Raw genomic sequence first — 20,807 nt, 5'->3', positions numbered from 1 at the left:
TTGCCGCCGCATGCTCGTGCTGCTCTTTGTGCTGCTGGCGGGGTTTTCGCTGGTGACGTGGCGGCTGGCCGTGATCCAGATCAAGGAGTCCCAGCGTCTGGCGGCGCTGGCGGCGAAGAAATACCAGCGCCACATCGTGCTGCCCGCGCACCGGGGGGCGATCAAGGACCTGAGCGGTGAATACCTGGCCCATGACGAGGACGTGCACGAGCTCTACACCGACCGCACGCACCTGCGGGAGGTGGTCACGGTGAGGCATCATCTGGCCGCGATTCGGGGGGTGAAGGCGGTGGAACTGCGCGAGCAGCTTGACGAGCCGGAGACGCTGGCGGCCTACCATGACCATGTGGCGAAGGTGCTGGCAGGCATCCTGCCCAAACCGGAGGAGGAGATCCGCAGCCAGATCGCGTCGGACAAGCCTGAAATCGTGCTGGCGAAGCAGGTGGACGAGGAAACCTCCAAGCAGTGGAGCGCCCTGTTCAAGGAGCAGCATATCTTTGGCATCCACATGCGCCCGACGGTGGCGCGGCGTTTTCCGGCGCAGGACCGGCTTTCGCTGGTGCTGGGTGTCACGGACACGGCCAACAAAGGCCGCTGGGGAGTGGAAAAATACATGGATGCCCGCCTCACCGGCATTCCTGGGGAGCAGTTGATCGAGCGAGACAAATCCGGGCACGAGCTGCCCTCCTACCGCGGCCAGGTGACGGACCCCCAGCACGGCAGCGACGTGCACCTGACCATCGACATGCAGCTTCAGGACAATGTGGAGGCCATCTGCGAGCGCGCCTGGAAGGCGAACAACGCCCGGCGGGTGGTCATCGTCGTCACAGAGCCCGCCACCGGCACAGTGCTGGCGATGGCGGCGAGGCCGCACCGGGATGTGGACAACCCGGACGAAAGCACATGGACCAATCATGTGATCGCAGCGCCGTATGAACCGGGGTCCATCTTCAAGGTGGTGACGCTGGCGGCGGCGCTGGACAACCGGAAAGTGACGCCGGGGGAAATGATCGACTGCGGGAACATGTATTATGAGGACCCGGTGCGTAAGGTAAAGCTGAGCGACGACGAGCCGCTGGGCATGCAGACGGTGAAGGGCGTGCTGGTTCATTCCAGCAACATCGGGATGTACAAAATCAGCAAACGAGTTGGAAAGGAAATGATGCTGGATTATGCCACACGGTTTGGATTTGGTGCTCCCACCGGCATCGGCCTCGTCGGCGAAGAAGCCGGGCGCATGAACACCGGGAAATGGAGCGACCCCACCTACTCACGCATGCCAATCGGATACGAAGTCAACGTCACCCCCCTGCAAATGTGCATGGCCTACGGAGCCATTGCGAACGGAGGCGTGCTCATGAAGCCACGCCTCATCGACCGCATCGTCAAACCGGGGGGGGGAACCGAAGTGATCCCACCGCAGCCGGTGTGGCAGGCCTGCAGCTCCAAAACCGCCGCGACCCTGCGCGATTTCCTGGAAGGAGTGGTGGTGGAGGGCACGGGCAAGCGCGCGGCGCTGGCCGAGGTGCGGGTGGGAGGCAAAACCGGCACAACCCGGCGCTATGATCCCGAAAAGAAACGCTACATCGACGGCACCTACCTCACCTCGTTTGTGGGCATGGCGCCGATTGACGATCCGCGGCTCGTCTGTCTGGTGATGCTGGATGATCCAAAGGCAGAAAGCTCCGCCATGGTGCGTGGCGGGCGCATTGCCGCGCCGATCTTTGCCGAGGTGGTGCGGGAGACGCTGGACCACCTGGCGATCCGCCATGAACGTCCCATCAAGGTGGCTGCGAAAGGAGGCGAACCGTGAAGCTGCGCGACCTGATCCCCCATCTCGACAAGCCGGCGGTCTCCGGCAGCCTCGACACCGAAATTTCGGGTTTTGCTTATGATTCACGCAATGCGGGCCCCGGCATCGCCTTTGTGGCCATCCGCGGCACGCATGCGGACGGCCATGCCTTCATTCCGAAGGCGGTCGAGCAGGGCGCCGCGGCGATCATCTCGGAGCAGGCGCCGCCGGAGGACGCCACCGTGCCATGGGTGCATGTGCGGCACTCGCGCATTGCGCTGGCGCAGGCGGCCGCGGCGCTGAACGGGCACCCCGCGAAGGCGCTGACGATTGCAGGCGTCACCGGCACGAACGGGAAGACCACGACGGCGTTCCTGCTGCATCATCTTTTCAACTCCGCGCAGATGCGCAGCGGGCTGCTGGGCACGGTGTTTTATGACCTGGGCCACGGCGAGCACGTGCCCGCCACGCACACCACGCCGGAGTCGCTGGAAATCCAGGGCCTGCTGGCCAGCATGCGTGACAACGGCTGCCGCGCCTGTGTGATGGAGGTGTCCTCCCATGCGCTGGATCAGGACCGCGTGTTTGGGCTGCCGTTTGCGGCGGCGATCTTCACGAACCTGACGCAGGACCACCTGGACTACCACGGCACGATGGAGAAGTACTTCGAGGCCAAGGTGCGTCTGTTTCAGATGACGGCGGATGCGTCACCACGCTCGGCTTTGATCATCAACGGGGACGACTCCTGGGGGCGGAAGCTGGTGCAGCGCTTTGAGCACACGGGGCGCGTCGTCCGTTTCGGCTTCGGCGTGCATTGCGAGTACCGCGCGATCAACGTGCGCTATGACATGACGGGGACCACCTTTGAGCTTGAGGCCAGGGGGCGCAGCTTCCTGGTGCGGCTGCCGCTGATCGGCGACTTCAATGTGTACAACGCGCTGGGAGCGCTGGCCGCGGCGCAGGGCGTGGGGCTGAACCTGCGGGAAGCCATCAAGAGCCTGCAGAATTCGCCGCAGGTGCCGGGGCGCATGGAGCGGGTGTCTGAAAACTCACGCTTTCACGTCTATGTGGACTATGCCCATACGCCGGACGGTTTGGAGAATGCGCTGCGCACCGCGCGCGCGCTGCGTCCGCGGCGGCTGATCACGGTGTTTGGCTGCGGCGGAGACCGGGACCGCACGAAGCGGCCGAAGATGGCGGCGGCGGCTGAAGCAGGCAGCGACATCTGCGTGCTGACCTCTGACAATCCGCGCACGGAAGATCCACAGCAGATCCTCAACGATGCGAAGGCCGGCTTTGCACGGCCGCAGAAGCACGCCGTCATCGTGGACCGCCGCGAGGCGATTCAGACCGCGCTGCAAAACGCCTGGGACGGAGACCTGGTGCTCATTGCCGGAAAAGGGCACGAGGACTATCAGGACATCCAGGGCAAGAAGCATCCGTTTGATGACCGCAAAATCGCCCGGATTTTCCTGCATCAGCTCAAGGCCGACCGCGCCGCGGAACGCGAAGAAAGAGCCGCGGAGCGCGAAGCCATGCGCGGTGGTTTTGACCGCCCGCCCAACCGACCTCCTCCTGACCGGCCCGGCCCCGAGCGGCCGGACCGCCCCGACCGTTTCAACCGATGATCCCCGTTTCACTTCAGACTTTGGCCCAGTTCGCCGCAGGCACCCTGCGTGGCGACGGCGCGCGTCTGGTGACAAACGTGAACACGGACTCGCGCAAGATCAGCGCGGGCGATGTGTTTGTGGCGCTGGTGGGAGACAAGTTTGACGCGCATGATTTCGTGCCGCAGGTGGCGGAGTCCGGAGCGGCGGCCGTGGTGGTCAGCAAAGTCAACCCGGCCTGGGGCACGCTGCCCTGCGCCGTGATCGAAGTGGCGGACACGCTGCTGGCGCTGCAAAACATGGCGCGCGGCTACCGTGAACTGCATGCGCCGCTGATCATCGGGCTGACCGGCAGCAACGGCAAAACTTCCACGAAGGATCTGGTGGCGATCGTGATGGCGCGCAAATGCCAGACGCGCGCCACGGCGGGCAATCTGAACAACCACATCGGCCTGCCGCTGACGCTGCTGTCCCTGCGTGAAGGAGACCGCTGCTGCGTCGCCGAGATGGGGATGAACCATCCGGGGGAGATCAAGGTGCTGACGGACATCGCCAGGCCGGATGCCGGGATCCTCACGAACGTGGGCATGGCGCACATTGAATACATGGGCACGCAGGACGCCATCGCGTGGGAAAAGGGCACGCTGGCGGCGAACGTGCGCGCGGGCGGCGTGGTGGTGCTCAATGCGAATGACAAGTACAGCGAAGTGATCGCCCGGCACTGCCAGGCCAGCGTTTCGATGGCTGGTGTGGGGCGCGGTGATGTGGCGGCCTCCAACCTGCGCGCGGATGCAACGGGGACGACCTTCACGCTGGATTTCGGCGGGGAGAAGGTGGAAACGCGCCTGCCGATTCTGGGCGAGCACATGGTGGGCAACGCCGCGCTGGCGGCCTGCATGGGCTGGCGCCAGGGCATTGCGCCCGCGGACATCGCGGATGCGCTGAACCAGGCAAAGCTGACGGGCGGCCGGGTGGAGCCGAAGGTCGTGGGCGGCATTCACTTCATCGATGATTCCTACAATGCGAACCCGGACAGCATGATGGCCGGTCTGCGGACGCTCAGCACGCTGGGGTCGTTTGGCAGCCGCCGCGTGGCGGTGCTGGGCCGGATGGGCGAGCTGGGGCCGATTGCCGAAACCGAACACCGCCGGGTGGGAGAGTATGCCAGTTCGCTGGGGCTGGACGCCGTCTTCAGCGTGGGCGGCAGCGAGGCCGCGTGGATCACCGACGCCTCGAAGACCGTGCTCTCCGAACATTTTCCCGATCATGCCGCTTGTGCCGCGCGTCTGCGTGAGTGGTTGCGCGAGGGGGACGTGGTGCTGCTGAAGGGCAGCCGCTCCGCGCGCATGGAACAGGTCCTCACGCATTTTTCCGCCTCATGATGTACTGGCTTTACGAACTTAGGGAATGGCTCACCGCTCATCACTGGATCAGCGATGACGCCGCTCTGTACAAGATTCTCAACCTCTTCAAGTACCACACGTTCCGCGCGGGCGCGGCGGCGCTGACGGCCTTTGCTTTGTCGCTGATGTATGGCGAGCGGCTGATCCGCAAGCTAATCTCCCTGAAGATCGGCCAGCCGATCCGCACGGCGGAGGAAGTGCACAAGCTGCATGAACTGCATGGCAAGAAGGCGGGCACGCCAACGATGGGCGGCATTTTGATTCTCTCCGCCATCGTGATCTCCACGCTGCTGTGGGCGAAGTGGGACAACATCATGGTGTGGACGGTGCTTTTCACCACGATCGGCCTCGGTGCGCTGGGCTTCAGGGACGACTACCTCAAAATCAGCAAGAAGAACTCCAAAGGCGTGAGCGCGCGTACGAAGCTGGTGTGGCAGACCTCGGTGGCGGTGGTGGCGGGTGTGATGTTTGCGTATGCGGTGCCGGGAGACAACGGCATCACGCTGCGCGCGCTGTACATCCCGTTTGTGAAGGATGCGGTGATTTCTGACATGGGCATCTTTGCGATCGGCCTGTTTGCGCTGATCATCGTGGGCGCCTCCAACGCGGTGAACCTGACGGACGGCCTGGACGGGCTGGCCACGGGCTGCTCGATCACGACCTCGCTGGCGTATGCGGCGTTTGGCTACATCTGCGGCAACGCGAAGTATTCGGAGTATCTGGGCGTGGCGCACAACAGCCTGGCGAACGAGCTGCCCATCGTGGCAATGGCGATGGCGGGGGCCTGCCTGGGCTTCCTGTGGTTCAATGCGCACCCGGCGAAGATGTTCATGGGAGACACGGGCTCCCTGGCGCTGGGTGGCTGCATCGCGGCGCTGGCGATCGGCTGCAAGCAGGAGATCGTGCTGGCGCTGGTCGGCGGCGTGTTTGTGATGGAGGCCATGAGCGTGATCCTGCAGGTGTGGAGCTTCAAGAAGCGCGGGAAGCGCATCTTCAAGATGGCGCCGATCCATCATCATTTTGAACTCGGGGGCTGGCACGAGAACCAGGTGATCGTGCGCTTCTGGATCCTCTCGCTGCTCTTCGCCATGCTCGGCCTGGCCACGCTGAAGCTTCGTTAAAAACCAATCATGCGTTTCGCCTCACAACATTTTGCCATTCTCGGTGCCGGACGCAGCGGCCTCGGCGCCGCGCGTCTGGCGCGCCTGCATGGCGCGGAGGTGACGATCTTTGACGAAGGCGACAAGGCGAAGCCGGTGGAGGATTTCCACTGCGTGCTGGGGCAGGCCGCGCGTGATCTGGTGGTGAGGCCGGGAGAGTTTCAGCAGGTGATCATCAGCCCGGGGCTGGACGAGCACTGGCCGCTGCCGAAGAAGTTTACCGACGCGGGGGTGCCGCTGGTGGGCGAGACGGAGTTTGCCTTCCACCTGACGGACATGCCGATGGCGGCGATCACGGGAACAAACGGCAAGAGCACGTGCACGGAGCTGATCGCGACGCTGTTCAACGGCTGCGGGATGAAGTCGCTGCCCTGCGGGAATCATGGGGTGTCCCTGAGTGAAGTGGTGGCCGGCGGCGTACGCTACGACGTGCTCGCGCTCGAGATCAGCAGCTTCCAGCTCGAAACCATCCGCGACTTCCGCGCAAAGGCCAGCCTGTGGCTGAATTTTGCGCCGGACCACCTGGACCGTTATCCGGACATGGAGTCGTACTTCAAGGCGAAGGCGCGCATCTTTGAAAACGTGACGGCGGACGATGTGGCGATCGTGCGGGCAGGCGAGAGCGTCTCCACAGGTGCGGCGGAGCGCTGGACGTTTTCCGCGTATGGAGCGGAGGCGGGCTACACCTACAGCGACGGCAAGTTTTACCATCTGGGCAAGGAGATCGGCAGCGCGGGCGGCCTGAAGCTGCGCGGCAAACACAACATGGAAAACGTGCTGGCGGCGCTGATGACCGGGCGTGTGTTTGGCCTGCAGTACTCCAGCATGCTGAAGGCGATGGAAAGCTACGAGCCGCCCAGGCACCGCTGCGAACTGGTGCGCACGCTGCGCGACCGCGAATACATCAACGACTCCAAAGCCACGAACCTGCACGCGCTGGAAGCCTGCCTGCGCTCGCAGGAGCGGCCGATCGTGCTGATCGCCGGCGGCAAGGACAAGGAGCTGGACTACCGGCCGCTGCGGGCGGAGCTGAACGGGCAGGTGCGCGCGATGGTGCTCATTGGCGAAATTGCCTCCCAGCTTCAGAGCACCTTTGGCGACCTGCTGCCCTGCCAGTGCGCCAAGGACATGGCGGAGGCGGTTCGGCTGGCCACCGAAGTCTCCCAGGCGGGAGACGCCATCATCCTGAGCCCCGGCACCTCCTCTTTTGACATGTACACCGGCTATGCCCAGCGCGGCGAGGTGTTTCGCGAGGCTGTGAACGCCCTGAACTGAACTGAATTGAATTTAAAATTAACTGCATCCCGACAACTCAAGACCCAAGGTCCTATGAAGATGAAACCCAAGACCAAAGAAACCAAGCTGCTGCTCAACCTCATGGATGGCGAGCGGCACCGGCACCGTGTGGCACTGGTGACGGAAGAGGGTGAATGGAACCAGCATGAGCCAAACTCGGGCATGGCCCGCATGTTTGTGGTGATGCTGCTGATCCACGTGGTGCTGATCGGTGGGATCATCATTTATGACTTCATGGGTGATGACGAGAAACCGCAGCAGGCGGCGACGCAGGCGGCGCGCGCGCTGAGCAGCAGCAGCGGACTGCCGACGACCGCGCCCGAGGTGGTGACCGCGCAGGCGAAGGCGGCGGCGGACACGGCGCAGTATGACAACTATGAGATGCGCTCCGGGGATTCGATCAAGTCCATCGCGGCGAAGTTTGGCTCCACGGAAGCGGAGATCACCAAGCTCAACATGATCGACAAAGGACTTCAAATTGGCCCTGGAACGATGCTGCGCGTGCCGAGGCAGGCCGTACCGAGCGCGATCCCGGTGAACCCGAAGACCCTGAAGCCGATGGTGGCGACGGAAGAGGTGCCGAAGGCCGTGCCGGTGGTGCGTGACCAGCCGCCAGCCCCGAACACCAAGGTGCCCAGCGAGGCGGTGAAGCCGTCCGACGCGCCCGCCAGCCTGTCCGCGGCCACGATGACCCCGATCTCACTGGTGGCGCCGAAGGAAGCACCACCGGCGACGACCTCCCTGGTGGCCGCGGCTGACACGCCGGCCACGGCACCCACGCCTGCCGCGAACGTCAGCGCCGCGCTGCCCGCGCCCAAGAAACCCAATGCGGTGGCGCAGATGCAGGAAACCCTGGCCAAAGCAGAAGCGGAAAAGCCGGTGGCTGTGAGGCCGCGGGACCGCGACGAGCCGAAACCCGTGGCCAAGGCGGAGCCCAAGCCGCTGGCAAAACCGACGCCTGTGCCCCCGCCAACGCAGATGCTGAAGAAGATCGCTGAAACGCCCGCGGCACCGAAGAAGGACAAGGCCGAGCCGGCGAAGAAAACAACGACCGCCGAGTCTCCGCCGAAACCCGTGGCGAAGGCGACGGCGGCGCGCACGCATATTCTGAAGTCCGGTGAGACGCTGTACCGCCTGGCCTCGAAATACGGGGTCTCCGTGGCGGCCATTCAGAAGGCGAACAACATCAAGAATCCCAATGCGATGCGCGACGGGATGAAGCTGGTGATTCCTGCGAAGTAACCGCGCTCCTCCGGCTGCCCCATGGCGAAATATTCCATCCTTCTGCTCATTCTGGCGGCGCTGTCCCTGGTGGCGCTGGGCATCACCATGCTGGCGAGCACGACCTTCGAGATCGCCCAGGAGGGCGGGGAGGACTATGTGACGCTGTGGCGGCAGGTGGGCTGGCTGGGAGCGGCCACGGTGCTGTGCGTGGCGATGGCCCTGATCGACTACAACGTGTGGCTGCGCTGGCGCTGGCATGTGCTGATCGCCGCGGCGGTGCTGCTGGCGCTGTGCTACGTGCCGATGATCGGCGTGAAGATCAACGGGTCGAAGCGCTGGATCGGGCTGCAGGCCCTGGGGCTGCGCGGGTTCCGGGTGCAGCCGTCCGAGTTTGCCAAGATCGCGCTGATCATCGCGCTGGCGGGCTGGTTTGGTACGCACCAGGCGCTGACGCGGACGTTTTGGCGCGGATTTGTGCTGCCGGGCCTGCTTCTGCTGGGGATCGTGGCGCTCATCGGCTGCGAATTTGACCTGGGGAGCGCGCTGCTGGCCTCGACGGTGGGGCTGGGGGTGATGTTTGTGGCGGGGACGAAGATCCGCTACCTGGCGATCATCGTGCTGCTGTGCGGCGGGGGGCTGGCGGCGGGGATCAAGTGGCTGCCAAACCGGTTTGACCGCATCATGGTGACTTTTGACCTGGAAAAGCACAAGGAGGACCTGGGGCTGCAGCAGTGGGTGTCCAAGCTGGCCTTTGGCTCCGGCGGGCTGGAGGGGCGCGGACTGGGGGAGGGGCGCATGAAGCTTTCCTACCTGCCGGAGGCGCACACGGACTTCATTTTCCCGATGGTGGGGGAGGAACTGGGGCTGCGGGGTACGGCGGCGGTGGTGCTGGCCTTTGCGGTGCTGGTGATGGCCGGGATGGTGGTTTCGGCCTATGCGCCGAACCGTTTTGGCAAGCTCCTAGGGGCCGGGCTTACTTTTTTGCTGGGCATGGAAGCGCTCTTGAACATGGGCGTGACCACTGCTTTGCTGCCGAACAAGGGGTTGCCGCTGCCTTTCGTAAGTTACGGAGGGTCCAGTCTCGTCGCCGCGATGGTCGCGGTGGGCATCCTGATCAACATCCACCGCCAGGGCGTGCATCTGACCTGGGATCAGCTACCTGTGATCCGCAGAAAGCGCCGCTGGACACCACAGCTTTAGCCTTTTGACTCGTAGTGAAACAGAAAAATTCGAAGTCCATCCACGTGCTTATCGCGTGCGGTGGCACCGGGGGGCATTTGTTCCCTGGGATTGCCGTCGGTGAGGTCCTGGCCTCACGGGGTCATGACGTGACCCTGCTCATCAGTGAAAAGAAGATCGACACGCTGGCCGCCTCGGGGCACCCGGAGCTGCGGTTTGAGAAGATGCCGTTTCTGGCGATGCCGAAGCCGTGGTCGCCCAAGATGTTTGGCTTCCTCAAAGGGCTCTGGCAGGGGACGAAGGCCTGCCGGAAGATCATCCGTGACCACGAGGTGGACGTGGTGCTGGGGATGGGGGGCTTCACCTCGTTTGCGCCCTTGTATGCGGGCCGGAAGGAGGGCTGCACCACGCTGATTCACGAGAGCAATGCGATCCCCGGAAAGGCGAACCGGCTGAACGCGCGCTACAGCGACACGGTGCTGTGCGGCCTGGAGGCCTGCAAGGCGCACTTTCCCAAGCACGGGGACGTGCGGGTGGTGGGCACGCCGATCCGCAGCAACATGCGCAAGCAGAGCAGCGATGATCCGCATGCCTTTTTCAAGCTGGACAAGGACAAGCGCACGCTGCTGGTGATGGGCGGCAGCCAGGGCGCGCGCGGGGTGAACCGCGCGGTGGGCATGGCGCTGGAGCAGTTTGAAAAGATGGGCATCCAGGTGCTGCACATCGCAGGACCGACGGACTACGAAGAGGTGAAGAACGTGTATGCGAAGATCCCGATGCTGAAGCAGCATGTGGCGGCGTTTTGCCACCGGATGGAGCTGGCGTATCGCGTGGCTGACCTGGCGATCGCGAGGTCTGGAGCGTCATCGATGTCCGAACTGGCGTACTTTGGAGTGCCGAGCCTGCTGGTGCCGTACCCGCATGCGGCGGAGGACCACCAGACGAAGAATGCGGAGATTTTTGACAAAGCCGGGGCCGCGAAACTGATGAAGGAAAGCGAGCTGAACGCGGACACGCTGGCGGATGCGGTGCGCAGCATCATCAACGATCCGCGCAAGGCGGGGGAGATGAAGAAGGCGGCGCAGAAGCTGGCGGTGAAGAATTCGGCGGAGAAGATCGCGGATTTGCTGGTCAAGGCGGCGGGGTGAGGCGCGCGGCAGCGGCGCTCCATTCGTCGAGCTTTTGCTTCAGCAGCTCCTTGGACGGCAGGTAGAGGTTGTATTCCCTGGCGTGGATGTTTGCGTCCTTGGGCAGGGTGAGCTCGACGATGGTCTTTTTCGCGGACTTGCAGAGGAGGAGGCCGATGGTGGGGTTCTCGTCGGGGAGCTTCACTTCGCGGTCGTAGTGGTTTACGTACATCTGCATCTGGCCGAGGTCCTGATGGGTGAGCTTGTCGAGCTTGAGGTCGATGATGACGTAGCAGCGAAGGAGGCGGTTGTAGAAGACGAGATCGACGAAGTAGTGGTCTTCATCGAAGGTGAAGCGCTTCTGGCGTGCCTCGAAGAGGAAGCCTTTGCCGAGCTCGAGGAGGAAGTGTTCGAGGCGGTTGATGATGGCCTGCTCGAGATCGTTTTCGGAGTAGCATGCTTTGTCCTCCAGACCGAGGAATTCGAGCACGAGGGGTTCTTTGAGGAGATCCTCGGGGCGGGTGATGACCTGGCCTTCACGGGCAAGCCTGCGGATGCCCTCCTTGTCCCGACTGAGGGCGAGGCGCTCGTAGAGGCAGGAGGCTTTCTGGCGTTTGAGTTCGCGAACATTCCAATTGGACTGAGCAGATTCGATTTCGTAAAAACTGCGTTCGTCCGGGTCTTTGATGGTCATGAGCACGACATAGTGCGACCAACTGAGGGTGAAGGGCCGTTTGAATTCCCCAGACGGTGTCTGGGAAATCTCTATCAGCGCGGATTGTCCAGACGTTGTCTGGATTATTTTTTGGCCGCCCAATTTCCCAGACGCCGTCTGGGAAATTGGAGCATGCTTTTGCCATTCGAGAAAAAACTTCCTCATGTACTCGAGATTTGAGCGCGAAAAGCCACGTCCAAACTCTTCTGTGAGCCGCGCTGAGAGTTCATTCAACAGCTCCGCGCCATACGCCGCACGCTTCGCGCCCTTCTGCTCGTGCTCGACGATGCGGCGGCCGATTTCGAAGTTGGTCATCACCTGGAAAGTGTCGATGATGGTGGAGACGTTGCGGCGGGCGCTTTGGATGAGGTGGCGGACCTCGGTGAGGAGGGTGGCGAGGCTGGTGGGCTTCGCTGGGGCCGGTTTGCTGGTTTTGCGCGGGGCGGACGGCCTTTTCATGGGGAACGCCGATGGAGCCTGTGGCTGATTTTGTCAAATCCTGCGCCGCGGTGGGTTCGGGTGTGATCCGTGTTTGAAACACGGGGCGGAGTCGCTATGTATTCACCCCCTCAAAATTCCAACCCGAACTCTTTCCCTTTTTATGAATCTCACACGAACAGCCTACGGCACCTGGAGCGGCGGCCGCTTTATGCACTATGGAGAACAGCTCTCCGAAGAGCACTACAAGCAGCTCATGCGGGACTCGTTTGAGAAGGGGGTGAGGACGTTTGTGACGGCGGATGTGTATGGCGTGGGCCGTGCGGATGCGCTGCTGGGCGAGGCGCTGCAGGGGATCCCGCGTGAGGAGTACTGCCTGGTGGGGATTGTGGGGCACGACATTTACGAGGGCATTCGCCAGGGGTCGCGCGGTTATCCACGTTTCACGGACCCGACGCTGCGCGGGCCGGAGAAGTATTATGATTACCTGAAGATGGCGACGGAGAAGAGCCTGGAACGCTGCCAGACCTCGAAGTTTGACCTGCTCATGCTGCACAATCCGGACAGCATCAGCTACACGAGCGAGAAGGTGTGGGACGCGTTTGGCAAGCTGAAGACGGAAGGGCTGACAGACCGCCTCGGCATCGCGCCGGGGCCGGCGAACGGGTTCACGCTGGACATGATCGAGTGCTTTGAGCGCTTCGGCGACCGCATGGACTGGGCGATGATCATTTTGAACCCGTTTGAGCCCTGGCCGGGGCAGCATGTGCTGGGAGCGGCGGCGAAAAACAACGTGGATATTCTGGCGCGGGTGGTGGACTACGGCGGCCTGTTCCATGACGATGTGAAGCCGGGGCACAAGTTCCGCGACGGGGACCACCGCACCCATCGTCCAGGCGACTGGATCGAGCATGGGGTGGAGAAGCTGGAGAAGGTGCGGCCAATTGCCGAAAAGCATGGGCTTTCGATGCTGCAGCTCGCCTGTCTGTGGACGCTGGGGAACACGGCGGTGAAGAGCGTGGTGCCGACGCTGATCCAGGAGCATGGCGAAGGGGCGCGGACGATTGAGAGCAAGCTGGATGATCTGGCGGCGCTGCCGGAGCAGTGCCTGTCCACGGAGGAGATCGAGACGATCCGTCAGATTGGCGACAACACGGGCTGCATGGCGCTCAAGGGGGCGAGCAAGCGGCATGAAGGGCAGGAGCCGCGGGCGGATGAGTGGCCGCTGCGGCCGGATCTGCTGGACCTGGCGACGCGCTGGAGTTTGGGCACGAGCTGGTAGCGCATTTGCATGTTGGCGGTTCCGCGACGAAAGAGTCACCACAATTCATGATTGAGGCAGACTTTATCATCGTCGGAACCGGGGCTGGCGGGCTGGTGGCGGCACTGCACGCCGCGGAGCACGGCCGGGTGGTGATGATCACGAAGCGGGGGGCGCTGGACTCGAATTCGAACTGGGCGCAGGGCGGCATCGCCTGCGTGACGGCGGAGAACGACTCCATCGAGAAGCACGTGAGCGACACGCTGATCGCCGGGGCGGGCTTGTGCAAAGAGGCGGCGGTGCGCACGATTGTGAGCGAAGGGCCGGCGCGGATTGCGGACCTGGTGAAGTGGGGGGTGCATTTTGACCAGCGGGAGGCGGTGAACGGGCACCTGGAATTTGACCTGACCCGCGAGGGCGGGCACACGGCGCGGCGGGTGCTGCACGCGGCGGACGCCACGGGGCGGGAGATCACGGAGAAGCTGCTGGCCACGGTGCGGGCGAATCCGAACATCACGATCTACGAGAATCATTATGCCATCGATTTGCTGACGACGGCGAAGCTGGGGCTGGTTTCGGAGGACCGGGTGCTGGGGCTGTATGTGCTGGATGAGACCAGCGGGGTGGTGCACACATTCCGCTCTGACCGGGTGATCCTGGCGACGGGGGGCTGCGGCAGGGTGTATTTGTACACGACGAATCCACGCGTGGCGACGGGGGACGGCGTGGCGATGGCCTGGCGGGCCGGGGCGACGATCTCGGACATGGAGTTCATCCAGTTCCATCCCACCTGCCTGTACCATCCGCAGAACCGCTCGTTCCTGATCAGCGAGGCGATGCGGGGAGAAGGGGCGCGATTGATCGGGAAGGACGGGCAGGAGTTCATGCAGCGGTATGACGCCCGGGGTTCGCTGGCTCCGCGTGATATTGTGGCACGCGCGATCGACCATGAGATCAAAAAGACGGGGGGCCCGTGCGTGTATCTGGACATCAGCCACCGGACGCCGGAGTTCATCGCGGGGCATTTCCCGAACATCCAGAAGGCCTGCCTGGATGTGGGAATCGACATCACCAAGGAGCCGATTCCGGTGGTGCCCGCCGCTCATTATCAATGCGGTGGGGTGCTGACGGACGTGAACGGCGCCACCAGCATCCGGGGGCTCTGCGCCGTGGGGGAGGTGGGCTGCACCGGCCTGCATGGGGCGAACCGGCTGGCCAGCAATTCGCTGCTGGAGTGCTGTGTGACCGCGCAGCGGGCCGTGGCGCATCTGATCAAGAAGATCCCGCGGGGGAAGGTGGCCGAGCAGAGCTATGAGCTGCGCCCCTGGGAGACCAGCGGCGTGGTGGAGAATGACGAGCTGGTGGTGATCTACCACAACTGGGATGAAATCCGCCGCCTGATGTGGGACTACGTCTCCATTGTGCGCACGAACAAGCGCCTGCAGCGTGCGGCGGCCCGCCTCCGGAACCTCAAGCGGGAGGTGCAGGAGTTTTACTGGAACAACCGCGTGACGAGCGAGATTCTGGAACTGCGGAATCTGGTGGAGACGGCCTCGCTCATCGTGGAGTGCGCCATCCGCCGGCACGAAAGCCGGGGGCTGCATTACACGCTGGACTATCCCAGGACGGATGACACGCGGCCTCCCCAAGACTCCACGCTGCGCCGTTATTGAGGTTATGGCCGCTGCGAGCGGATTCTGAGCCCCGGTGCGATGATCTGTGTTTTGAACAAGAGCGTCTCCACCCCTGTCCATGATTCCGCGCAGTCGTTTTGTGGGGACCAACCACTGTCACCCATGGGGCCGCTGCCCCTTACCTGGAGAATTGCAGATTGCAGTTTCCCATGGTAGTTTGCTAGAATTAACGCCAAATCGACCCCTTCCCCCATGCCCGCCGAGCGTTTTTTAAGTTCCTTCGTCGTCGTCGCGTCTCTCGTGGCGACGGTGTCGTCATTTGGCCAGGGAGCTTCCAAGGTCACAGCCGCAGGAACCGCGGCGGCGCTGAAAAAGAGCGGCGTGAGCTCTCCCACGGCCAAAAGCAAACCCACCCCCCCGGTGGTGACCAAGCCCGTGTCCCAGCCGTCCCCACCGCGCAATATTTCGGCCACGCTGCCCAACTACAGTTCGTCAGCGATGCCGCATCTCGGCTATGCGCGGTATCCGTGGAAGCTGGACATCGTGGCGACAGTGTTCTGGGTGGGCGAGGAGCCGACGGAAAACAATCCCACGCCGAACGACAAAAGCTCCTGGGACACGCAGTGGATGCAGAACTACGGCGGCTACGACGACCCGGACCCCACCAAGCGGAGGGAAAATTTCATACCGGCCAGCTTCGTGCCGAAGCAGAACCCGTTTTATGTGGCGCTGCCCTACAATGACGTGATTGATTTTGACTCCCACAAGCCGGAGGCCTCGCGGGTGATCCCGTGGTTCAAGCAGCGTTTTGTGCGCTCCGGCAAGACGGTGCTGAAGGGGCAGTGGATCGCGATCCGCTACGGCAACCGCGTCTGCTATGCGCAGTGGGAAGATTGCGGCCCGTTTGTGACGGATGACCACGAGTACGTTTTCGGCAATGCACGCCCGAAGAACACCAGCAACCGCGGCGCCGGGCTCGACATCTCCCCCGCAGTGCGTGACTACCTGGGCATCTCCAGCAGCGGCCGCTGCGACTGGCGCTTTGTGGATGTGAACGAAGTCCCCGCCGGCCCCTGGCGCAATCTTGGCAGCAACAACCATTTCGTGACGCAGCAGAAGGCTGAAAAGGCGCGGGAACACACGGAAATCTCCGCCCGCCTGGAGGAACTGCGCCGCATCCGCGACGCTTATTTCCAGCAGGGCGGCAGCGGGGCCGTGCGTTGAGCGGACAGAGCGAGATATACCGGCTCAGAGAGATGGATAAAGAGGACGCTGGTTTTTGGCCGGTCGATTTTATGGTTGGCGTAAGCGGATGCGCGGCAGTGACTGCGGCTGCGAATGGCTGCCACGGGGGCAAATAAAAAAAGTTGGTCACATCTCCGGGGTTTTTCGTCATGGTAAGACATGAGCAATACACCCAGACAGCCTGATGCTTGTTCTCGGTGAGGCACCTTGATGCCTGTAAAGGCAACACTTTTCCCAACCCTAAACAACCATGAAAACGACCCACCTGATACCATGCATGTGCGGCATCGGCCTGATGCTGCTGAGCGGCGGATGCTCCAGTACGACAACTTCCAGCCAGGTGATGCGCTGGGAGAAGCAGGGGAACCTGGGGAGGCTTTCGCAGACGGCGCGCTCGAAGAAGCAGCCGCCGCAGATCCGCAAGGCGGCTCTGGAGAGCCTGGCGCGGCTGAACTGGAAGCCTTCGAATGAGGAGCGGCTGCAGGTGTACGGGCTGGTGGCATCGAGGGCGGGGAGCCAGGAGGCGGCGGCGCTGGCGCGCATCACGAGCGCGGAGCAGTTTGCGGAGATCGACTCGGAGGTGCTGCAGACTGCCTCCTACCTCAATGCGGGCTCGGGCTCGTGGACCAATCGCGACGGTGGAAGGCGGCTGTATGACCGGCTGCTGGCGCGAAACAAGCGGGCGGTGACGATCTCGCTCTGCCAGCAGGTGGTGGCGCATCCGGAAAGCCGGACGCGCATTCTGCTGCTGGCGATCAAGCTGGGGATACCTGGCTCCGAGGAGGACTTGAACTCGGTGCTGATGGCGTACGGGGACGTGAACATGGCTGAGGACTACCTGAACTGCGGATCTGAAGCGCTGGATGCCGGGGGGCGGCGCTGGGCGCAGGCGAACGGATACAACATCCACACCGGGATGGGCAGCCACCGCTCAAGCTGGGGAGGATTCTGAGGGCGGAGTTTTTGAGTCCGGTGAAAGCCGGACCGGCGAGAACGATGATTTTTTTATCTACCACACCCAACCACCATCCACCCACCCAAACGACCGACTATGAACACGACTTCTTTTATTCGCCTGGCGGCGCCGATCCTGGCGCTGACGGCCCTGGCCAGCTGCTCCTCCGGGGTGCACAACTTTGCGGGGAATCTTGGCCCTGAGGGCCGGGCTGTGATCGCCAGCGGAGGCAATGTGAGGCTGTGCTCCCTGGACGGGCAGAAGCCGGTAAAGAATGGCGCGTGTTTTCCGATGTCGTTCAAGGGGAACACCACGCTGCAGGTGACGCCTGGCAGGCACAGGGTGGGGGTGAGCTACTACTGGCAGCCCGCGAGCCTAATGTTTGCGGATGCACTGCAGAATGCGTCGGTGAATCAATTTTCCGGCCCAACGGTGCGGCCGGGTACGCAGGTGATGCGCGGGTTTGTATCCACGACGACGCCGATCCTGGAGATCAACGCGAAGGCAGGCCATGTTTATACGCTGATGGAGGAGAGGACGGGCAAGCGATGGAGGGTGTATGTGAAGGATAGCCACGGCGGGCAGTCGAAGACAGACCGGAGCCACGCCGTGGAGGGTGCGATGAGGATGGACACCCAGGTTTTCTAAACTCTAACGGACCTGTGCCACCATGAAGACGCGGACTGTTCCCCCCAAGACTGCGGCGAGCGAAGCAGGTGCGTGGAAGCGGAGAAATCCTGGATCTCTTTCGGAAACGATGCCAAGGCGAACAGGAGCGCTCTCAGGCGAGGAGGCTGCGTCTGAAAACAGAGCTGCTTTCAATGCGTCATGGCATTACTGCGGCGGACTTTGGAAATCGAGCCGGCCGTTGGTGAAGGTGCAGGGGAGGGAAGCGCCGGCGTTGGTGGTGAGCTGCGTGGCAGGCCTGGTCTCGATGGAACGGCCGGCCCCGGCGGTGGGGGAGTTGGTGCAGTCCTGCACGTAAATGACAGCCTTCAGCGCGGATTTGACCGGCAGCTTGTCCTCAGGCGGGCCGAAGGTGCATTTCTCAAAAACGCAGTTTTTCGTGGCGAGCGCGAAGCTTTCGGGGACGCGGCAGTTGACGAAGCGGCAGTTCTGGAGGCTGAGCCAGTCTTTGCCCGCTTCCTGGGCCGCGTCTTCTTTGTAGCCGAGGGGGACCAGATCGACATTGATGAGGGTGCAGGAGTCGAGCTTCATGCCGATATCCAGAAGCTTCCAGCCCTGCATGAATGAGCCGGTGAGCACGCAGTTGGTGAACTGCCATTTGGTGCTGAAAAACGCGATGTACCACACGCCTTCCTTGGCGAAGACGCAGTCCTGAAACAGGCTGTCGCGCGCTTCGAAGCTGCCGCCGAGGTCAGCGGTGACCTTCACATCCTGGAAGTGGCCGCCCGCGGCATGCCATGAGCCTTCACGGAGGTGAAAGCGCACGTTTTCCATGCGCATGCCGGGCAGGCTTGTCACATCGCCGCGCTGCTCATCATTCTGCGCCTTCGGATCTCTCCTGCCGGGAGCGCCGATGTCGATGCGGCGCAGGGGATGGTACGTGCCGGCGGGAATCGTGAGCCTGCCGGTCCATTCAGCGCGGGTGAGAAGGGGCGCGCGCATGGCCGGGACGCTGGAGACCTGGTCTTCGAGTGCGGAGAGGTCCAGCAGCTTCACGGTGGCGGACTTGACTGTCACGGCGTCATTCAGCGGGAAGATTTCCAGCGCGTTGCTGACCCGGGAGTAGTCGCCGAAGTGCAGGAGACGGCGTTTCCCATCCACCTCGATGCTTTGCATGTGCGGCAGGATGCGCCAGCGGATGGTGACGAAGGTGTCCTCCGGGATGCGGCCCATGCCCGGCACATGGCGCGCGCCGCCGGGATCGTTGTCGATGCGCAGTTCGTCGGGGCGTGTCTCCCAGTTGAAGATCACCTGCTTGGCGCTGCAGGCCAGCCGCAGGTCGTCCTTTTTTGTTTTGGCGACGATGGTGAACTCCAGGGGCGGCGTGAAGGTCTCGGCGGAGGTGAAGCGTTCGCGTTTTTGCAGCACGATCTCGCGTCCTCCCGGCAGCAGCTCCCTGGCTTCATTGAGCACGGCGGCGCGCTCACGCGGGAGTCTGGCGATGCGCTCGTCAGCGAGGCGGGCGTCCTCGAGCTTTCCGGCCTGGGTCCATTCTGCCTGCCTCGCCTTGAGCACCTCCTCGTATTTCGTGAAGAGAGAGGCGAGGCCGCTGTCGCGGGCGGCGTCGATGGGGCGCAGGCTGGCGCGGTAGGTGGCGCGCAGCGCCCTGAGCGAGGGCGGGAGATCCGGGGCATCCTCCACGGGCAGCGGGCTCTGGCTGGTGATGAGCTGCTTTTCCTCACGCAGGGCCAGGGCCTCGGGCAGGCGGGCGGCAGTCATGGCGGCTGAAACGGCGCGGTCCAGGGCGGCGAGGTATTTGGTGTTCAGGTCCGTGGAGGCAGCACGGTGGACCGCCAGGACTTCACGCTCCAGCGCGGTGTGGAAGCTGGCGGCCAGTTCGCGCAGTTGTTTTGAGCCCTCGCTTTCGGTCACGGGAGGGGGCGGCGGAGGCGGAGGCGGTCCTGGTGGCCGGGGCCGTTTTGAGGGAGCGTCCGGGCCGGCGGGCGCCATGGCCGGCGCTGATTCCGGGGCGGGAGGGGTGGAGGATGAGACAGCGGGTTCCTGCTTCAAAGGTTCGGCCTCGGCAGAGCCTGTGGCGGGGGCCGACGAGGAAGATCTTCCGCCCCACGTCAAAAGAATGACGGCACCTCCAACAACAATCAAAGCAGCGGCGATCATGCCCCAGGGCGTGCGTGGAGGCGGCGGGGGCGGAGGGAGAGGGCGTGGCAGCATGCCGCGCAACGGCTGACCAGCCGGGGCGGAGGCCGAGCTGGAGGCAGGCTTTTCTTTGGCGACCGGGACAGTGAGGATCTGATCCAGGTCACGGCGGAGTTCGCGGGCCGTCTGGTAGCGCCTGTCCGGATCCGGCTCCATGGCTTTGCGCACGATGGCGTCGTAGCGTTTGTCACAGCCGATTCTCTCGCTGGGCATCTGGAAGGTGCCGCGCGGGATTTTGCCGGTGAGCATGTTGTACAGCATCACACCCACGGAGTAGAGATCGGCGCGGCCATCGACGGTCATGCCGATGGTGAGCACCTCCGGCGCCACGTAGTCCGGGGTGCCCAGGGTGGAGCCCTCCTGCGTGGTGCCGGAGTCCTGGGCGGGGTCATGAATGCTGGCCAGGCCGAAGTCGGCCACCTTCACTGCTCCGTCCATGTTGATGAGGATGTTGGCGGGCTTGATGTCGCGATGGATGACCTTGTGCTCGTGGGCGTAGGCCAGGGCATCGCAGACATGGGCGGTGATGGCCAGGGCGTGCTCCACGGGCAGCCGGCGCTGGGCCTGGATCATTTTGAAGACATCGGTGCCGTCGATGTACTCCATGACGAAGTAGAGGAGGCCATCAGGCGTGGCGCCGAAATCATACACGGAGACGATGGCGGGATGGTTCATCCTGGCCATCGTGCGGGCCTCGTTTTTGAAGCGGGTGATGTAGTCCGCCTCGTTCTCCGCCACCTGGGGAGGGAGCACCTTGATGGCCACGGGGCGGTCCAGCGAGATCTGCCGTGCCTTGTACACGGCGCCCATGCCGCCGCAGCCGATCATCTCCCATTCATCGTATTGGGGCAGCATGGCCTCCAGGTGCTCCGGCGGTGGCGGCGTCCATCCCACGGGGGAGTCATGGGCGGGATTCTCACTCATGGA

15 protein-coding genes are annotated in these 20,807 nt (G+C 63.4%); 13 read left to right on the top strand and 2 right to left on the bottom strand.

All coding sequences use genetic code 11. The features are described 5' to 3' along the window. Nucleotides 1–10 precede the first annotated feature (10 nt). From ACILSQ_RS12975 to murG, 8 genes are read left to right on the top strand one after another with little or no spacing between them, the layout of a single operon-like run. The gene (locus ACILSQ_RS12975) at nucleotides 11–1,813 is read left to right on the top strand and encodes a peptidoglycan D,D-transpeptidase FtsI family protein (protein WP_395744059.1); all 1,803 of its coding nucleotides are present in this window, start codon (nucleotides 11–13) and stop codon (nucleotides 1,811–1,813) included. Continuing rightward, the gene (locus tag ACILSQ_RS12970) at nucleotides 1,810–3,420 is read left to right on the top strand and encodes a UDP-N-acetylmuramoyl-L-alanyl-D-glutamate--2,6-diaminopimelate ligase (RefSeq protein ID WP_395744058.1); all 1,611 of its coding nucleotides are present in this window, start codon (nucleotides 1,810–1,812) and stop codon (nucleotides 3,418–3,420) included. The genes ACILSQ_RS12975 and ACILSQ_RS12970 overlap by 4 nt, the downstream gene beginning before the upstream one ends. Further along, the gene (murF, locus tag ACILSQ_RS12965; RefSeq protein WP_395744057.1) at nucleotides 3,417–4,781 is read left to right on the top strand and encodes a UDP-N-acetylmuramoyl-tripeptide--D-alanyl-D-alanine ligase; all 1,365 of its coding nucleotides are present in this window, start codon (nucleotides 3,417–3,419) and stop codon (nucleotides 4,779–4,781) included. Before ACILSQ_RS12970 ends, murF begins: the two co-directional genes overlap by 4 nt. Further along, complete coding sequence (gene mraY / locus ACILSQ_RS12960) at nucleotides 4,778–5,923, top strand: phospho-N-acetylmuramoyl-pentapeptide-transferase (RefSeq protein WP_395744056.1); 1,146 nt, start codon at nucleotides 4,778–4,780, stop codon at nucleotides 5,921–5,923. Before murF ends, mraY begins: the two co-directional genes overlap by 4 nt. Nucleotides 5,924–5,932: 9 nt before the next feature. Continuing rightward, nucleotides 5,933–7,237, top strand: a complete 1,305-nt coding sequence (murD, locus tag ACILSQ_RS12955) for a UDP-N-acetylmuramoyl-L-alanine--D-glutamate ligase (RefSeq protein ID WP_395744055.1) — start codon at nucleotides 5,933–5,935, stop codon at nucleotides 7,235–7,237. A 54-nt stretch (nucleotides 7,238–7,291) separates the two neighbouring features. Next, on the top strand, nucleotides 7,292–8,500 hold the full coding sequence (locus ACILSQ_RS12950; protein ID WP_395744054.1) for a LysM peptidoglycan-binding domain-containing protein: 1,209 nt from the start codon (nucleotides 7,292–7,294) through the stop codon (nucleotides 8,498–8,500). Nucleotides 8,501–8,521: 21 nt separating this feature from the next. Beyond that, entirely contained in the window at nucleotides 8,522–9,682 is a 1,161-nt protein-coding gene (locus ACILSQ_RS12945; RefSeq protein WP_395744053.1) for an FtsW/RodA/SpoVE family cell cycle protein, read from the top strand. Nucleotides 9,683–9,696: 14 nt separating this feature from the next. Next, nucleotides 9,697–10,809: an undecaprenyldiphospho-muramoylpentapeptide beta-N-acetylglucosaminyltransferase gene (murG, locus tag ACILSQ_RS12940; RefSeq protein ID WP_395744052.1), complete on the top strand. Its 1,113-nt coding sequence runs from the start codon at nucleotides 9,697–9,699 to the stop codon at nucleotides 10,807–10,809. On the opposite strand, the gene ACILSQ_RS12935 is transcribed toward murG, so the two are convergent. Continuing rightward, on the bottom strand, nucleotides 10,793–11,962 hold the full coding sequence (locus tag ACILSQ_RS12935) for a YhcG family protein (RefSeq protein WP_395744051.1): 1,170 nt from the start codon (nucleotides 11,960–11,962) through the stop codon (nucleotides 10,793–10,795). The genes murG and ACILSQ_RS12935 overlap by 17 nt on opposite strands. 142 nt (nucleotides 11,963–12,104) lie before the next feature. Between ACILSQ_RS12935 and ACILSQ_RS12930 the strand changes: the two genes are divergently transcribed. The 5 genes from ACILSQ_RS12930 (at nucleotide 12,105) to ACILSQ_RS12910 (ending at nucleotide 17,684) form a co-directional block, all read left to right on the top strand. Beyond that, a complete protein-coding gene (locus ACILSQ_RS12930; protein WP_395744050.1) occupies nucleotides 12,105–13,223 on the top strand; it encodes an aldo/keto reductase in 1,119 nt (372 codons plus the stop codon). A 47-nt stretch (nucleotides 13,224–13,270) separates the two neighbouring features. Continuing rightward, nucleotides 13,271–14,875 (top strand): L-aspartate oxidase, encoded by a 1,605-nt coding sequence (nadB, locus tag ACILSQ_RS12925; RefSeq protein WP_395744049.1) that lies wholly within the window; start codon nucleotides 13,271–13,273, stop codon nucleotides 14,873–14,875. Nucleotides 14,876–15,088: 213 nt separating this feature from the next. Beyond that, on the top strand, nucleotides 15,089–16,060 hold the full coding sequence (locus tag ACILSQ_RS12920; RefSeq protein WP_395744048.1) for a hypothetical protein: 972 nt from the start codon (nucleotides 15,089–15,091) through the stop codon (nucleotides 16,058–16,060). Between the two features lie 271 nt (nucleotides 16,061–16,331). Continuing rightward, nucleotides 16,332–17,033: a hypothetical protein gene (locus tag ACILSQ_RS12915; protein WP_395744047.1), complete on the top strand. Its 702-nt coding sequence runs from the start codon at nucleotides 16,332–16,334 to the stop codon at nucleotides 17,031–17,033. A gap of 99 nt (nucleotides 17,034–17,132) precedes the next feature. Continuing rightward, nucleotides 17,133–17,684 carry a hypothetical protein gene (locus ACILSQ_RS12910; RefSeq protein WP_395744046.1) on the top strand — a complete coding sequence of 184 codons (552 nt, stop codon included), beginning with the start codon at nucleotides 17,133–17,135 and terminating at the stop codon, nucleotides 17,682–17,684. Nucleotides 17,685–17,870: 186 nt separating this feature from the next. Here the strand turns inward: ACILSQ_RS12910 and ACILSQ_RS12905 are convergent, their stop codons facing one another. Continuing rightward, nucleotides 17,871–20,804, bottom strand: a complete 2,934-nt coding sequence (locus tag ACILSQ_RS12905) for a serine/threonine-protein kinase (RefSeq protein WP_395744045.1) — start codon at nucleotides 20,802–20,804, stop codon at nucleotides 17,871–17,873. Nucleotides 20,805–20,807 lie beyond the last annotated feature (3 nt).

Source organism: Prosthecobacter sp. (assembly GCF_044227185.1).
In the GTDB taxonomy this organism is placed as follows: domain Bacteria; phylum Verrucomicrobiota; class Verrucomicrobiia; order Verrucomicrobiales; family Verrucomicrobiaceae; genus Prosthecobacter.
The sequence above is the reverse complement of the archived record's forward strand: the minus strand, read 5'-3'. Positions and strand labels throughout refer to the sequence as shown.